The organism is Peristeroidobacter soli (assembly GCF_004138485.1).
Lineage (GTDB): Bacteria > Pseudomonadota > Gammaproteobacteria > Steroidobacterales > Steroidobacteraceae > Steroidobacter > Steroidobacter soli.
Genome location: NZ_RYEV01000009.1, coordinates 230883 through 247326, shown reverse-complemented (window position 1 = coordinate 247326; position 16444 = coordinate 230883). Strand labels below are relative to the sequence as shown.

The 16444-nt window shown below is 62.5% G+C and carries 14 protein-coding genes; 9 read left to right on the top strand and 5 right to left on the bottom strand.

Annotated features, from left to right (window positions below):
• Positions 1-55 precede the first annotated feature (55 nt).
• Positions 56-370: an NIPSNAP family protein gene (locus EKO19_RS34050; protein ID WP_129781889.1), complete on the top strand. Its 315-nt coding sequence runs from the start codon at positions 56-58 to the stop codon at positions 368-370.
• Positions 371-401: 31 nt separating this feature from the next.
• A complete protein-coding gene (gene hydA, locus EKO19_RS34045; protein ID WP_129781888.1) occupies positions 402-1877 on the top strand; it encodes a dihydropyrimidinase in 1476 nt (491 codons plus the stop codon).
• 25 nt (positions 1878-1902) lie between these two features.
• On the opposite strand, the gene EKO19_RS34040 is transcribed toward hydA, so the two are convergent.
• The 5 genes from EKO19_RS34040 to EKO19_RS34020 all read right to left on the bottom strand — a co-directional run bounded on the left by EKO19_RS34040 (position 1903) and on the right by EKO19_RS34020 (position 6307).
• Positions 1903-2553, bottom strand: coding sequence for an aspartate/glutamate racemase family protein (locus EKO19_RS34040; protein ID WP_129781887.1), 651 nt, complete (start codon positions 2551-2553; stop codon positions 1903-1905).
• Positions 2553-3338: an SDR family oxidoreductase gene (locus EKO19_RS34035; protein ID WP_129781886.1), complete on the bottom strand. Its 786-nt coding sequence runs from the start codon at positions 3336-3338 to the stop codon at positions 2553-2555. Before EKO19_RS34035 ends, EKO19_RS34040 begins: the two co-directional genes overlap by 1 nt.
• On the bottom strand, positions 3329-4267 hold the full coding sequence (locus tag EKO19_RS34030) for a dihydrodipicolinate synthase family protein (protein WP_129781885.1): 939 nt from the start codon (positions 4265-4267) through the stop codon (positions 3329-3331). Before EKO19_RS34030 ends, EKO19_RS34035 begins: the two co-directional genes overlap by 10 nt.
• 49 nt (positions 4268-4316) lie before the next feature.
• Positions 4317-5333: a nitrilase-related carbon-nitrogen hydrolase gene (locus EKO19_RS34025; RefSeq protein ID WP_217705773.1), complete on the bottom strand. Its 1017-nt coding sequence runs from the start codon at positions 5331-5333 to the stop codon at positions 4317-4319.
• 155 nt (positions 5334-5488) lie between these two features.
• Positions 5489-6307 carry a GntR family transcriptional regulator gene (locus EKO19_RS34020; protein WP_129781883.1) on the bottom strand — a complete coding sequence of 273 codons (819 nt, stop codon included), beginning with the start codon at positions 6305-6307 and terminating at the stop codon, positions 5489-5491.
• Between the two features lie 217 nt (positions 6308-6524).
• On the opposite strand from EKO19_RS34020, the gene EKO19_RS34015 reads away from it, so the two are divergent.
• The 7 genes from EKO19_RS34015 to EKO19_RS33985 are packed head-to-tail and all read left to right on the top strand — an operon-like array spanning position 6525 to position 16444.
• A complete protein-coding gene (locus EKO19_RS34015; protein ID WP_129781882.1) occupies positions 6525-9386 on the top strand; it encodes a TonB-dependent receptor plug domain-containing protein in 2862 nt (953 codons plus the stop codon).
• A gap of 2 nt (positions 9387-9388) precedes the next feature.
• Positions 9389-10975, top strand: coding sequence for a flavin monoamine oxidase family protein (locus EKO19_RS34010; RefSeq protein ID WP_129781881.1), 1587 nt, complete (start codon positions 9389-9391; stop codon positions 10973-10975).
• 14 nt (positions 10976-10989) lie between these two features.
• On the top strand, positions 10990-12228 hold the full coding sequence (locus EKO19_RS34005) for an alpha/beta fold hydrolase (protein WP_246039015.1): 1239 nt from the start codon (positions 10990-10992) through the stop codon (positions 12226-12228).
• Entirely contained in the window at positions 12225-13085 is an 861-nt protein-coding gene (locus tag EKO19_RS34000; RefSeq protein ID WP_129781879.1) for an alpha/beta fold hydrolase, read from the top strand. The genes EKO19_RS34005 and EKO19_RS34000 overlap by 4 nt, the downstream gene beginning before the upstream one ends.
• Positions 13082-14062 carry an ABC transporter substrate-binding protein gene (locus EKO19_RS33995; protein ID WP_129781878.1) on the top strand — a complete coding sequence of 327 codons (981 nt, stop codon included), beginning with the start codon at positions 13082-13084 and terminating at the stop codon, positions 14060-14062. Before EKO19_RS34000 ends, EKO19_RS33995 begins: the two co-directional genes overlap by 4 nt.
• Entirely contained in the window at positions 14059-15114 is a 1056-nt protein-coding gene (locus EKO19_RS33990; protein ID WP_129781877.1) for a nitrilase-related carbon-nitrogen hydrolase, read from the top strand. Before EKO19_RS33995 ends, EKO19_RS33990 begins: the two co-directional genes overlap by 4 nt.
• Positions 15115-15133: 19 nt before the next feature.
• The gene (locus EKO19_RS33985) at positions 15134-16444 is read left to right on the top strand and encodes a Rieske 2Fe-2S domain-containing protein (RefSeq protein ID WP_129781876.1); all 1311 of its coding nucleotides are present in this window, start codon (positions 15134-15136) and stop codon (positions 16442-16444) included.

Below are 16444 nucleotides of genomic sequence, written 5' to 3'. Positions count from 1 at the left end.
GGCGAGAACTGAATTTCAGCGCCTGCCGTCGACTGACAAACCAGGAGAAGCCTTAGTGATCGTCGAACAGCGTACCTACACCATCCAGGTAGGCAAGATGAATATCTACCGTGACTACTACGCCGAGCATGGTCTGCCGGCGCAGAAGCGCATCCTGGGTAAATTCCTGGGATTCTTCGTGGCCGACATTGGCGAATTGAACCAGGCGATCCAGCTTTGGGGCTTCGACAGCTACGCCGAGCGCGAGCGGTTGCGCGCGGTGCTCGCCGCCGATCCGGATTGGCAGGCTTACTTGAAATCGAGCCCGCAAGTAATTTTGCGACAGGAGAATCGCATTCTGGTGCCGGCGTCGTTCTCGCCGATTTCTTGAGCAACAGCGACCTTTTACGGAACAGCCGAAGATGAGCGATTTCGACATTGTTGTGCGCAATGGCCGAGTGGCGACCGCGAGCGACGAGTTCGATGCGGACGTAGGCATTCGCGATGGGCTCATCGCCATGCTCGGGCGGGGGCTGCCCAAAGGCAAGGTGGACCTCGACGCGCGCGGCAAGCTGGTATTGCCGGGAGGTGTCGATAGCCATTGTCACATCGAGCAGAAATCCTCCACGGGGTTGATGACCGCCGATGATTTTCATTCGGCGACCGTATCGGCGGCTTTCGGCGGAACCACCACGGTGATCCCGTTCGCGGCCCAGCATCGAGGCGATTCGCTGCGCAAGGTGGTGCAGGACTATCACGCTTGCGCGGGCCCGAAGGCGGTCATCGACTACGCATTCCATCTCATCGTCTCGGATCCGAGCGCCGAGGTGCTGGACAAGGAACTGCCGGCGCTGATCGCCGAGGGCTACACGTCGTTCAAGATCTACATGACCTACGACAAGCTCAAGCTCGAGGACGGTCAGATTCTCGATGTGTTGAGTACGGCGCGCGAACACGGCGCGTTGGTGATGGTTCATGCCGAGAACAACGACGTCATCAAGTGGCTCGCCAAGCGATTGGTGGATGGTGGCTTGACGCGGCCATTTCACCACTCGCTGGCACATGCACGCATCGCCGAGAGCGAGGCGACCGGGCGAGCGATCGCGCTCGCCACGTTGCTGGATGTCCCCATTCTCATCGTGCATGTGTCGAGCACGGACGCAGCTGCGACGATCCGCGAGGCCCGCGGCAAAGGGTTGCGAATCTACGGCGAGACCTGCCCTCAATATCTGTTTCTGACGGCGGCCGATCTCGATCGCGATGGCGTGCAGGGCGCGAAATACTGCTGCAGTCCGCCGCCACGCGACGCCGCGTCCCAGGAATCGATGTGGTTGGGTCTGACCAACGGTACGTTCCAGGTGTTCTCCTCGGACCATGCGCCATATCGTTTCGACAGCAGCGGCAAGTTGCCGAAGGGCGAGGCGACGACCTTCAAGGAGATTGCCAACGGTGTGCCAGGCATCGAGTTGCGTCAGGCGCTGTTGTTCAGCGAGGGTGTGCGCAAGGGACGACTGAGCCTCACGGAGTTCGTCGCGCTTACTTCCACCAATCACGCCAAGATGTATGGCTTGCATCCACGCAAAGGTACGATTGCCGTCGGCTCCGATGCCGACATCGCCATCTGGGATCCCGAGCGTGAAGTAACCATTGCGGCTGCGAACCTGCATGACAATGTCGGTTACACGCCGTATGAGGGACGTCGCCTCGTAGGCTGGCCGGAAACCGTCGTGAATCGCGGCCGCATCGTTGTGAGCGAGGGACAGTTGCGAGTGCAGGCGGGGAGTGGCGAGTTTCTTCCTTGCGCTACGCCTGCGAGTGCCGCGCCGCTCGGCCGTAGCACGCCGGAAATAGAGCGCATGCAGAAGGATCTGGCGGCCAAGGGCGCGACGTCGACATAGACGTCGCGCTAGTTACGGAGAATTGCTACCAACCGAGCGTGAGCGCGCCGATAGCAGCGCTCACGGCGGCTTGCGTAGGTTCGATCACAGGCAAGCCGACATCGTCGGCCAAGCGTTGGCGCTGCTGTGCCATACCGGCGCAACCCATGATGAGCACGTCCGCTCCATCGATGTCCCGAAGATCGATGGCCGCTTTGCGCATGCGCTCGAAAGTTTTGTGTTCATCGGCGAGCTCGGCGACGCCCATGCCGATGGCACGATCGCCCGCGAAACGCGACATGACGCCCATCGCGCCGAAGTAACGCAGGTGTCGAGGAATCGAATTGTTCAAGATGGCAATGACGCCGAAGCGTGAGCCTCGTTGCAGCGCCGAGAACACGGCGCACTCGGCGATTCCGAACACCGGCGCTCGAGCAATCTCACGCGCGGCGTGCAGCCCTGGGTCGCTGAAGCAGGCGATGACATATGCGTCCGCTGGCTCTTCGCGCACACAGCGGAGCAGGGGCTGCACGACGCTCTCGACATGAACTTGGCTCTGGATGCCGGGCGGTCCGTCGGCGAGTCCCAAGACGTCGATGCTTGGGCCGCCGTCGCGGTGTAATGTGCCGATTGCAGTGTCGATCTGCGCGGTGACCGCGGTGGAGGAGTTTGGATTGATGACGAGAATGCGTGCCATCACACACTCCGGATGAGTCCGCCGTCGACGCGGATCATGCTGCCGGTTACGTAAGACGCTTGTTCGCTCGCGAGGAACGTTGCCACCGCGGCGAATTCCTCGGGCTTGCCGTAGCGGCCCGCGGGAATGGTTGCTATCGATGCGGCAGCGACTTCCTGCGCCGTCTTGCCTTGCTTGGTGGCAGCGATCTGATCGAGTGCATCGACCCGATCGGTGTGAATGCGACCCGGGATCAGCACGTTCACCGTGACGCCGTGCGCGGCCACTTCTGACGCAAGTGTTTTCGACCAGCCGACGACCGAGGCGCGAATGGCGTTGGAAATCGCGAGATTGGGAATCGGTTGCGGCACACCGGATGAGGCAATGGTGAGGATGCGTCCCCACTTGCGTTCCTGCATCGCCGGGAGCAGTGCCTGCGTAATCGTAAACAGCGAGACCGCCATTTGTTGAAACTGGCCGGCCCACAGATTGTTGTCGACAGCGCTCGCGGCCGCGGCGGGTGGGCCACCCGTGTTATTGATGAGGATATCGACGCCGCCATCTGCGAGCAGTGCCGTCGTGACTCGCTGGACGCTGGCGGGATCGGCGAGATCGAGCTGCACGGCGTGCAGCTTGCTTCGATACTCCGCGTCCAGCGTGGACCGCATGCGATCGATATCGTCAGAATTGCGAGCCGCGCCATACACCGTTACGCCTTCGCGTAGCAGGGACTTGGCGATGGCGGCGCCGAGGCCGCGACTGGCGCCGAGTACGAGTGCGCGCCGTTGACTGATGTTCAGGTCCATGCGTCCAACTCCTTCAGCCGGCGCTCCTGGCGCGCCAGCAATGTTTCTATCTCCTGAATCTCGCGAGGCCCGAGCTGCGTTCGAGGTTCGCGGAGCGCCGCCGAACCGATCACACCGCGCTTGGCCAGCACATATTTGCGTACGGCCAGGCCGACGTTCGGTTGTTGTTCGTAGCGCATCAGCGGCAGGTAGGCATCGAACAGATCGCGAGCGCGTTCGAGATCGCCGGCATCATGCGCCTTGCAGATGCCCACCATCATTTCGGGAAAAGCGAATCCGGTCATTGCACCGTCGGCGCCGCGTAGTAGTTCCTCGCTGAGGAACAAGCCGCCGTTGCCGACCAGAATGCTGATGCGTCGCAGGCCCGCCTGTTCGGTGGCCTGGCGCAGTGCTGTGATCTTCCCCAGGCCCGGCCAGTCTTCGTGTTTGAGCATCACGCAGGTCGGCGTGGTGGAAATGATGCGGCTGATGACGGAGGTTGCCATCTGCACGCCGGTGGCGAGCGGAAAATCCTGCAATACGAACGGAATCGAGCCGAGTTGGCGCGCTGCCTGCTGGAAGTACTGCAAGATCTGATCGTCGGTGCGCAGCGTATTGGGCGGTGCGACCATGACGCCGGCACAACCGTCGTCCATCGCGGCCCGCGCCAGTTCGCCCATGGCGACGAAGCCTGGATTGGAAACACCCACCACGAGCGGCACTTTGCCCGCGACGCGGGCCGCGATGTGTCGAACGAACTTGCGCGACTCCTGGGCGGAAAGCTTGGCTGCCTCGCCCATCATGCCGAGCAGGGTCATGCCGCTCGCGCCATGCTCCAGATAGAAATCGACCATGCGGTCGGTGCTGTCGAAGTCGATGTCGCCCCGCTCGTTGAAGGGAGTGGCGGTGACGATGTAAACACCGCGGGCGTGTTCGTCAAGTTGAGACATCCGATCGTTTCCTGGATTCAATTCGAGATGAGTAGGGGAGGCGCGGCCTTCAGTGACGGCCGCCGGCCTTTCCGGAGTTGTTCAATACGATGCCCGCTTGCTGCATGTTCTGGCGCGCGCCTTCGAGCAATCGAGCGGTTTCGGATACCGCGCCCATCGGCTCACGCAAGAAGCCATTGGCGGGATAGAACGAAGCTTTCGCGAAGAACGGGCGATACATTTCCCAGCGTGATCGAAGCAGGCCCGATGGACCGTCGTCTTCGGCGCGGTCGCGCCGTAGAGCTTCGATGTCGATGAGGGCCGACACGTTGGTCGTTTCATCCGACGGTTCGTGGTAAGCGAGCAGCCGGCCGTGGAAATCGTGGATACGCGAGCGGCCGCCGAGCTCGGTGCGGTCCTCCGAAAAGCCGATCGGACCGGCGACGTTGGCGCTGATCAAATAACATTTGTTCTCGCTGCACCGGGCAATCTTCGCGGCGTCCTCGGCCGGGATCTTCCGACTGTTCGTCGGATGCAGGATGACTTCTGCACCTTGCATCATCATCACTCGTGCCACTTCCGGTACGGCGATCTCGCTGCAGGGAATCATCGCGAGGCGTCCCAGCGGCGTGTCGGCCACGGGAAACACCTGCTGCGGCTCGGTTTGCGCCAGATACTCGTCCATGAAATCGTGTGGCGACGGAAAGGCCGCGGTGGTGAGACGGCGGTAGCGCAATATCACTTCGCCGCGCGGGTCGATGAGAAAGCTGGTGTTGAAGTATCGGCCCGGCCATCGAGCCACGCTTTCGAACTGATTGCCGCCGATGTAAACGCCGAGGCGGGCAGCCAGCTTCTGTAGCGGTTCGCTGATCGGACCCGGCAATTCACAACAGGCTTGTTCGATCCAGCGCGCGACCGGCATCGAGTGGGGCGCGCCTTGGAAAGCGAATTCGGGCGTGACGTAGAGCTGCGCCGGGGTGTGCCGTTGCGCTGCTTCGATCATCCGTACACCGGTTGCCAGATTACGGCGGATGATGTCCCACGCCGCTTCCGGGTTGGCGGCCGACACGGCCAGGTCGCTCGTCATTTGGACGCAGGTCGCGCGCCAGGGGGCAATTGTCATGGGAACGGCCGTAGAGTGGGTGTGCGCCAATGATATTCCATTGGAATACCAAGTTCGTCAAGCGCAGCCCGTGCGCGCCGCTGGCACCGGCGCGAAACGGCGTCAAAGTTCGAAAGGGGTCAGGGCTCGGCGCGATTCGCCACCGACACCACCTGCTCGATGATCGATGACTTGACGTTCTCGAGGTGCTCGGACATGAGGCGGCGGGCTTTCTCTGCATCGCCAGCGGCGATCGCGTCGATGAGCGCGAGATGTTCGAGCGCGCCAGGGCGGCGTCGCGAGGGAATGCGGCGGGTGTTGAATACGTGGGTGCGACGGCGCAAGTCGCGGATCATCGTGGTGAGCAGCTTGTTGCCGGCGGCCTCGGCGATGGTGAAGTGCACTAGGTCATCCACCTCCCAGTGGCGCGACGGAGAGGGGTCCTCTTCCTCCATGAGCTGCCAGACCGCTTGCCGCAGGCTTTCGGCCGTGCCTTTGGAAATCTTCCCGGCGGCCAGGCCGGCCACTTCGGTTTCCAACAGTTTGCGCACGTTCAGGATCTCCATGTAGTCCTGCGGGGAGATCTGCGGTACCGTCATCAGCCGGCCCATCTGACGAATGATGAGGCCTTCGGTTTCGAGCTGGCGCAAAGCTTCGCGCACCGGGGTGCGAGAAATCTTCAATGCGTCCGCCAGGCGCCGTTCTTGCAACGGTGAACCCGAGAGCAACTGGCCGGAGAGCAGCATATCCAGCAGTCGCTCGTAGGCGATTTCACGCAGGCTACGCTCGGCAGCGCTCAACTCCGCCACGTTGATATGGCCCACCCGTGCGGTGGCACCTGTCTTCGCTGTGTCCTTCTTTTTCAACAAAGCCACGCTGTCTGTCTCCATTCCATTTTCATCCGGTAAGGCACGTCGACGGCCACACAATGGGGCACGAGTGTACCGTTGGCGCACCACTTTGTGCCACGGCGAGCAATCACGCGCCGCTATTTTTAAAGCCTGCCGAGCGGGAATTCACGCAATCGTATGCCACTTCCGCTCGCATAACTACGCGAGTTGACCAGAGTTGCGGAGGTTGGATGGACAGCCAAGGAGTTCCAGTGGTATACCATGTGCATACTGCTTTCCACCGGCCGCCATAGTGCGGCGCTTTAAACAACGTAAGGGGAGCTAGATGACTACATGGGCGATGCGCGGTTCGAAAGTTCGGTTGGAAAGGGCGGCGTTGGCGTTGACTACGCTGGCGTGCACCCTGGTCTCGATCCCCTCGCACGCTCAGGATGCAGCGGCAACTGGTGGGGCTGACGCCACCTCGACGACAGGCAGTGAATTGTCCGAGGTGCTGACTGAGATTGTTGTCACCGGCTCGCGCGTGCGCCGCGCCGGGTTCGAAGCGCCTACACCTACCACGGTGATGGGTGCGGACATGCTGGAGAAGTTGGGCACCACCAACATTTCCTCGGCACTGAACCAGATGCCGGCATTCCAGGCCGATCAGAACGCCTCGACCAATCCGCTGGGCTCGAATGCGGGTCGGCGCTACGCGAACCTGAGAAACCTCGGTTCACAACGCACGCTGGTGTTGATGGACGGCCGGCGTCTGCCGCCGAGCGCGCTGACCGGACAGACTGACTTGAACAGTGTGCCGCAGCTCCTGATCGAGCGTGTGGACGTGGTCACCGGCGGCTCCTCGGCGCAATGGGGTTCGGATGCGGTCTCCGGCGTGGTGAACATCGTTACGCGCGACTCGATGGACGGTTTCGACATCGACCTCTCGCACGGCGAGAGTGACTACGGTGACAACAAAGAGAATCACGTCGGGATCGCTTTCGGCAATTCCTTCGCCGACGGTCGCGGTCGCCTGGTCGTAGGCGGCGAGTGGGTCGATAACGACGGCGTGCGCGATATCTACAGCCGCGACTGGGGACGAGAGGAGTGGGGCTTCGTCAACAACGCCGGCTATGCAACCAATGGCTTGCCAAGAATCCTGGTGCTGCCCAACGTACGTCGCAATCAGCTCGCCGATGGCGGTCTGATCATCAGCGGGCCGCTGGCGGGTACCACGTTCGGCCCGGGCGGCACGCCGGAGACATTTGTTTACGGCAGTCCGAGCGGCGCTGGCACGCAGTCCGGCGGCGACGGTTACGCGGAAGGCGATGGCCAAGGCACGCCGCTGTCGGTGCCGCTGACTCGCAGCGCTGCGCAGTTGCGAGTGGGCTTCGATCTAACCCCCGGCACGGAAATCTTTGCGCTCGCCAACTACAGCCGGCTGGAAGTCAACACCAACGGTCCGGGGCCGATCGATTACTCCGGCACGGGACTCGTCATCAGAAGCGGCAATCCTTTCATTCCCGCCGCGACCCAGCAGCAGATGGACACACTGGGGCTCGCGTCCTTCAGCATGGGCCGCTATTGGAAAGACAACGTCAGCGGTGACAGCTATCGCCTGTCGCGCCCCGCGATCGAGAACACCAACACCACGCAGTCCTACACGATCGGCATCAACAGCACGTTGGGCGCGAACTGGACGTGGGACGCATACGCGCAGTACGGCACCAGCGAACAGGACTACGTGGGCGCGGACTATCGCCTGCAAGCACGCTTCTATGAGGCCGTCGATGCGGTCCGTGACGGCAACGGCAACATTGTGTGTCGTTCCACGCTCACCAATCCGACCAACGGCTGCGTGCCCGTGAATTTGTTCGGGCGCGACTCGGTCACTCCCGAGGCGTTCGACTATTTCACCGGGACTCAGCACACGGTCACCAACTTCGATCGGACCGTCGGTGCCGTGAACTTGCATGGCACACCGTTCTCCACTTGGGCAGGGCCGGTGTCGCTCGCCACGGGTTTGGAATATCGCAAGGACGATGCCAGCATGAAGCAGCTCGATCCGCGTGCGCTCGCTCGCCAATACAACTATGGCAATGCGCAGCCCATCAGCGGCGAGGTTACGGTTCGCGAAGGCTATCTCGAGTCGGTGGTGCCGCTGCTTGCGAATCAGCCGTGGGCCAAAGCGTTGGAGTTCGACGGTGCGGTTCGTTTCACGGATTACAGCACCAGCGGCAACGTGACGACTTGGAAGGCAGGTCTCGTCTACACCATCGATGACAATCTGCGGCTGCGAGCTTCGGTGTCGCGCGATATCCGCGCAGCCAACGTGAGCGAGCTGTTCACATCGACCTCCAGCGGCAGCAGCAATCTGATCAACCCGGTCACCGGCGGCAACCTGACGGCAACCACGATCTCTTCAGGCAATCCGCTGCTCGAACCCGAGCGTGCACGTACCACGACGTTTGGCATCGTGCTCACGCCGCAGTTCGCGCCGAGTTTGAAGCTGTCCGCCGACTACTACAGCATCGACATGACCGATGTGATTTCGGCGGTGAGCGCACAGACCGTGGTGAATTTTTGTAACGGTGGCGCCGCGAGCTTCTGCTCGTTGATCACTTACACGACGCCTGAGACCGCGACCGTGCGTTTGCCGTTGCTCAACCTGGCGGGCCTCGAAGTGCGTGGCGTGGATATGGAAGGCGCGTACGGTTTGCCGCTCGATACGGTGTGGGACTCGCTCGCCGGTCGCATGGATTTCAATCTGTTCGCGACCTACCAGCCGACCATGCGTGTCGACAATGGCACCAGCGTCATCAATCGCGCCGGCGACATGGGAACGGCTGCGACGCCGTATGGCGGGCCGAAGTGGAAATGGAACGCGCTTGCCACGTATAGCTACAACGACTTCTCGACCACGCTTGGCGTGCGCTACGTCGGCGAGGGCAAGAAGGACGTAACTTATACGGCGAGAGACATCAGCGACAACACGGTGGACAGCGTGTTCTACGTGTCGTGGTCGCTGGGTTACAAGTTGCCGACGTTCAAGTCCGGTTTGGATCTGCAGATGTATGCCAACGTGCAGAATCTCCTCAACGAGGATCCGCCGATCGATCCGACCGCCAGCTCCGGCAACCCCGTCAACGCCGTGTTCCACGACGTGATCGGGCGCACCTACAACCTGGGCTTCCGGGCGAAGTGGTAACGATGTCGATCACCCGTCGCAAACTGCTCTCGATGATCGGCGCCGCCAGTGGCGGCGCCGCCATGTACCACGCGATGACCACGCTCGGGCACGCCGCCGAGTCGCCTTACGCCGGGCCGCTCGAGCTCGGCGATGCAGGCAAGGGCACGAGCGTGCTGATCATCGGCGCAGGACTGGCCGGCCTGACCGCAGCGATGGAGCTGCGCAAGGCCGGCTACAAGGTGCAGATCCTGGAGTACAACGCTCGCGTCGGCGGGCGTTCCTGGACGATTCGCGGCGGCGATCGGTTCACCGAGCTGGGCGGCGAGACGCAGACTTGTGAGTTCGCACCAGGCGAGTTCATGAATCCGGGGCCGTGGCGGTTCGCTCATCATCACCGCGCGATCCTCGACTATTGCCGCCGGCTCGGGGTGGAGATTCAGCCGTTCGTGGAAGTGAACTACAACGGCTATCTGCATTCCCGCACGGCGTTCGGCGGCAAGCCGCAGCGGCTGGCGCATGTGATTCCCGATCTGCAGGGACACGTTGCGGAGTTGTTGTCGAAGGCTTCGCAGCAGCACGCGCTCGATGAAGAGCTCACGGCTGCGGATGCGGACATGCTGCGCGAGGTCTTGAAGATCTGGGCAGGCCTCGATTCGAACTCGCGTTACACGCTGGGCGCGGAGAGCGCGAAGATGCGCGGCTACGATTCGATGGATCTCTCCGCCGGCACGCGAACGGCCTCTGCGCCGCTGCCGCTTCGGGAAGTGCTGAAGCTTTGCCTCGACTCCGACATTTGGGCGATCTCCAATCACAGCGGCTACCGCGATCTGCAGAATCCGCTGTTCCATCCGGTCGGCGGCATGGACATGATCGCCAGGGCGATGGCGAAGCAGGTCCCTGGTGCGATTCGTTTCAACACCAAGGTCACTGCCATTCACCAGAACGACAGCGGTGTGACCGTCACCTATGAAGACACTGCGCGCCCCGGCCGGCCGCAGCAGGCCAAGGCGCAGTGGTGTATCTGCACTGTGCCGTTTCCGATCTTGAGCCAGATGGACTTGCAAGTCAGTCCCGGCATGCTGGCGGGCATCAATGCGATTCCGTTCGCGACGGCCGTCAAGGTCGCGCTGCAGTTCAAACGGCGTTTCTGGGAACAGGATGACGGCATCTACGGTGGTTTCAGCCACACGCAGTTGCCGATTCGGACCATCTCGTATCCGACGCATGGCTTCAACAAAGCGGGGCCGGGCGTGTTGTATGGCGCGTTCATGTTCGGCGCATATTCATATGAGTTCGCCGGCATGTCCGCCGCCGAGCGGGTGAAGAAAGCCGTCGAGTACGGCGCGCAGATTCATCCGCAGTATCCAGCCGAATTCCAGAACGGCGTCTCGGTCGCCTGGCATCGTCAGCCGTTCTCGTTGGGCTGCACCGCGCGTTGGACGCCTGAGAAGCGAGTCGAGCACTATCAGAACACACGCGCGATCGATGGACGCATCGTGCTGGCAGGCGAGTCGGTCGCTGCCGCGGTCGGTGGCTGGCAGGAAGGGGCGATTTTGTCGGCGCTCGATGTGGTCGAGCGCATTCACAAGCGTGTGGTGGCTGCATGATGGCGCGCCGGTTGATGAGTCTACTGAGCCTGGTCGCGTTCGGACTGCAAGTCGCGCACGCCGCCGAACCTTCCTTCGCCGATCCAAGGCGATTCGTGGGCACCGATGGCGCCCAGCTCTATCAGATGGCGTGTCAGGGCTGTCACATGCAGGACGGCAAGGGCGCCACGGGGGCGGGCACGTATCCGGCGCTGGCCGGCAATCCCAAGCTGGCGGCCGCCGGCTATCCGATCCATGTCGTGTTGAACGGTCAGCGGGGCATGCCCGACTTCGGCAGTCTGTTGAACGAAGCGCAGGTCGCCGCTGTCGTCAACTATGTGCGCACGAGTTTCGGCAACTCGTTCACGGACAAAGTCACGGCCGAGGATGTGCGCGCGATGCTCCCGGCGCCGACGCCAATGTCCGCGAAGTGGCTCGAAGTCTCTCCGCACACATTCCTGCGTTATCAGCGCACGGGCACAGGTCGTAGCACCGTCGTGTTGCTGCATTCCCTGGGTTCGGCGTTGGAGCATTGGGACGAATTGGTGCCGGCGCTCGCGAGGCGCGACCGGACCATCCTGCGCTTCGATCAGCGGGGCGCGGGATTGTCGACCAAGATTCGCGAGCCCGTCGGTATGCAGGTGTGGGTCGAGGATCTCGCCGCGTTGCTCGATAAACTGGGGTTGAGCGAGCCCGTGGTGCTGGTCGGCGATACCTTCGGCGCGACGATTGCCTTGCAATTCGCCGCGACCTATCCGAAGCGCGCTGCCGGCGTGGTCGCGCTCGGGCCGACCGGCAATCTCACACAACAACCCAAGCAACTGGCGAAGTTCCCCGATCCTCTGTTGCCCGGCGCGGCGCCGGCGACACTAGCGGAATCCTCCGACCCGATCGCCGCGGACGATCCGGATGCTGCGCATAAAGCGCGCGAGAAGAGCTTCGATGTGATCTATCCGCCGAGTCTGCGGACCGATGAAAAGCGTTATGCGCGCTTCCTCGGCACTGCATACTCCACCGATCCGACCAGCGCGGTCCTGACGATGCGTGCCTTGTACTCGGTGGGGTTCAAGGAAACATTCGGTAAGGTCGGTTGTCCTGTCATCATGGCCGCTGGGAAGCGCTTCGTGCGACCGGTCTCAGTGGTGCGTGAGATGGCGAACGCGATTCCGAATGCGCGCTTCGTCGAACTGGACACCGGACACTACGCCGGTGTGCAATCGCCCGAGCTGGTCGAACCGCTGGTGCGGCAGTTTCTTGCGGAGCTGGATCGATGAATTTGGTACGAGCGATACGCGTGCTGGCGGCATTGTGGCTGTTAGGGTCAGCGGGTCTCGCAGCGGCGAGCCCCGAGTGGGTGACGGTCAATCATGTGAGCTTGCGCTACGAATTGTCCGGCAGCGGTGCCGACACCGTGGTTCTCATGCAGGAGTCGGGTAAGCCGCTCGAGATCTGGGACGAGATCCTGCCCTCGTTGTCGACACCCAATCGTCGAGTGCTGCGCTATGACCCGCGCGGCGTCGGCCTGTCGGAGAAATTCCGCAAGCCCACCACGATGCAGGATCAGGTGGACGACTTGCGCGCACTGATGGACGCGCTCGATCTGCGGCAGCCGGTGGTGTTCCTGAGCGGCGCGTTCGGCGGTTCGGTGGCTTTGCAATTTGCCGCGCAGTATCCAGAGCGGGTGAGGGGCATTGCGGTCACTAGTCCGTCGGCGTTGCTCGAAGCGCGTCCGGCGCGGCCGAGGATCGATCCGGCAGTGGATCCCGCCGGTGCGAGAGCGGCCGACGAGCGCGCACTGAAAGTGACATATCCGGAGCCGTTTCGCGCCAACGAAGAGCGCTGGGTGAAGTATCAGGGCATGCACGCATCGGTCGATCCCGACAGCGAAATGCTGATCGAGAAATTGATCAACACGACGGCGTTCGCCGACGTGCTGCCCAAGGTCCAGTGCCCGGTGTTGCTGATCGCCACGACGCAGTTCGTGCGGCCGGTGGATTCAGTCAAAGCGCTGGCGGAGGCGTTGCCGAAGGGCCGCTTCGCCGTCCTCGATACCGGGCACGTGGCGTCTTTTCAGTCGCCCGAACGGGTAACGCCGCTGTTTCAGGCCTTCATGACGGAGTTGGGATTATGAGTCGAACGATACGGGCGACGCTGCGCGCCTGGCTATGGGCGGCCCTGGCGCTGCTCGCGCTGCCGGCCGTGGCGGCTGAGAAAGTGTCCGTGCGACTCGACTGGCTGCCTGGCGCCTATCACGCGGCGCTGTTCGTGGCCAAGGACAAAGGCTACTACGCCGAGCAGGGGCTCGACGTGCAGATCAACAACGGCCAGGGCAGCATCTCGACGCTGCAGGTCGTCGGCTCGGGCAACGAGACCATCGGGCTTGCTAACATTTCGGCGCTGGCGCTGGCCGCCGCTCGCGACGTTCCAGTTGTCGCGATTGCCGGCGTGATTCAGCGCGCGCCCGAGGCAGTGATCACGTTGCAGTCCTCCGGAATTCGCACGCCCAAGGATCTCGAGGGCAAGCGTTGGGGCGCGGTCGCAGGCGATGAGGCGCAGCGCCTGTTCACTGCGTTCGCCGCACGAAACAAACTCGACATGCGCAAGATTCGCCGTGTCACGCTCAATCACAGCGCGGCCATCACCTCGCTGGTGAACGGCGATGTCGATTTCATCTGCGCCTGGGCATTGCAGGATGGTTTGAAGATCTCGCGCGTGAAGCCGATCGGTGAACCGATGAGGTTTGCCGACGCCGGCCTCAACACGCTGGGCACGTCGATGTTCGTCACGCGCAAGACGCTCGAGTCCAAACCCGACGTGCTGAAGAAGTTCATCGCCGCAACTCAGCGAGGAGCCGCCGACGTTGCGAAGGATCCGCAGCTCGGCGTGGATGCCGTGCGGCGGGCGAGGCCGGAATTGAGCCGCGAAGTGCTCGCGGCCGAAATGCAGGGCCTGCCGCCGTACCTGCACACCAAGCACAGCGCCGGCAAGCCGTTTGGTTGGCTGGCACGCGAGGACGTGGAAGAAATGCTCCAGGTCATGCGTGACTATTACTCGCTGCCTGCTCGTATCACCGCGGATAAGGTCTACACCGGTCAGTTCGTCGAATGATGTCCTCAACTCAACCTATCGCACCGTGGCGCGCCACGTGTATCCAGATGCCCTCGCAGCTCGCAGCCAGGGCAGACTCGCCCACCGCCGCCAGGAGCATCATCGATGCCAATGTTCAGCGTGCGGTGAAACTCGTCACCGAAGCTTGCGAATCTCAGCATCCACCGCGCCTGGTCGTGCTGCCGGAGTTTGCGTTTCAAGGTCCGCCGCACCGGGCGACGGTGCAGGAATGGATCGAAAAGGCGTGCGACTCGATTCCAGGACGGGCCACCGCGCCCTTGCAGCGGCTCGCCGAGCGTTATCGCATTTATATCGCCGGCAATCTGTTCGAGCGCGATGTGCGCTGGCCAGGGCGCTTCTTCAACTCGTGTTTCCTGATCGATCCGCGCGGCGAGGTGATCCTGCGCTATCGGCGCATCAACACCGCGCTGTGGCCGTCGCCGCATGACTTCATGGACGATTACTTCGCGGAGTACGGCGTCGAGGGAACATTCCCGGTGGTCGATACCGAGCTGGGACGGCTGGCGGTGATCGCTTGCGGGGAAATTGCCGTGCCCGAAGTGTCGCGCGCATTCATGTTGCGAGGGGCGGAAGTGCTGCTTCATCCAACCAACGATGAGATGTCCGCCGGCCAGGAGGCGGCGAAGACCGCACGTGCCGCCGAGAACATGATGTATGTGATCAGCGCGAACGTCGCCGGGCCGATCGGCTTCTCGTGGGACGGCAAGGTGCCGGGAGGACGTTCGAGAATCGTCGACTTTCGAGGCGAGACTGTCGCCTATCGACAGGATGCGGATGAAACATTCACGGTGAGTTCGCTGATCGATGTCGAGGCGCAACGCCGCGCGCGCAACGATTTGGGACTGGGCAATGCTCTGCTGCGCGCCCGTTGGGAGATGTATCGCCCGCTGCTGCGGGATGTGACCTGCTATCCGCCGAATGCCTTTGCCGCGCAGCCGATGACCAATTCCGCGCAGACACAAGAAACATCGGCGGCAGCGCTACAGACATTGCTCACCACCGGCGTCGTCCGTCGCCCGGCCACACCCTGATTCGTCTTGGAGATCGATCATGCTTACAACAGCTGACAACGAAGCGCTCACGCGAGTGGGCCGTGGCACCGTGATGGGGAATTTCATGCGGGAGTTCTGGATTCCCGCCTGCAAGTCGAACGAGCTGGCGCCCGACGGCATGCCGATGCGGCTGATGCTGCTCGGCGAGAAGCTGGTGGCCTTTCGCGATACCGCGGGCCGCGTCGGCATTTTCGATCATCGCTGTCCGCATCGCTGCGCCTCGCTCGCGTTAGGGCGCAACGAGCAGGGCGGCATTCGCTGCGGCTATCACGGCTGGAAGTTCGACGTCGAAGGCAACTGTCTCGACCAGCCGAATCTGCCGGACAAGAACCGTTTCCCCGCCGGCACCAAAGCCATGGCGTACAAGACGGCCGAGCGGGGCGGAATGGTATTCGTCTATATGGGCAAGCGTCCGGTGCCGCCGCCGCTGCCGGATATCGAAGCGACGTTCGGTCCCATGCATGGCGACGGTATCGCGCTCACGCAACGCGATTGCAACTGGCTGCAGGCACTCGAAGGCGATATCGATACGTCGCACCTGGGCTTCCTGCACGCCGGTCTGATCGATGGAGAAGCGATCGAGGAGAAGGATCCGCAGCGCTACACCGTCATCAACAAGGCGCCCAAGATCAATGTCGCCGACATGCCCTTCGGCACGATGTATTCGGCGCAGCGGCCGGCCGGGCCGGGCGAAGAGCATCATCGCTTCGCCTGTTTCATTTTTCCGTTCTGGGTCACGTACCCGAGCGACATGATCGAACACAACGTGTCGGTCAATGCCTGGGTGCCCATCGACGACGAGAACACGATGATCTTCAACATCGATCTGTTCCGTGGCGAAGGCAAGGACACGGCGATGCGCTACAAGGACGGCACCGTGGTGCCGACGCTGGCGCGTCCGCTGGAGTACCTGCCGCGCACCAACGACTGGATGGGCCGCTGGCGGCCGACCCAGAATCGGGGCAACGACTACGGCCGCACCGAAGAAACATTGAAGTCCACCTTCATCGGCGTGAGCGGCATCCCGTTGCAGGACCAGGCGATGATCGAAAGCATGGGGCCGATCGTCGATCGTTCCCTCGAACACCTGGCCTCCAGCGACCGCATGGTGATGATGACTCGTCGGGCGATGCTAGCGGCCGCGCGCGAGTTTGCCAGCACTGGCAAGTTGCCCGAAGTGTTGGACAACCCGGCCATCAGTCGAACTGCGCGCGGCGGCGACATGGTGGTGCCGGAGAACACCGATTGGCTGGAAGGCTATGAAGAAGCGATGAAGCGCGCCGTGCGTGCGCCGGTGACCACAGGTTGA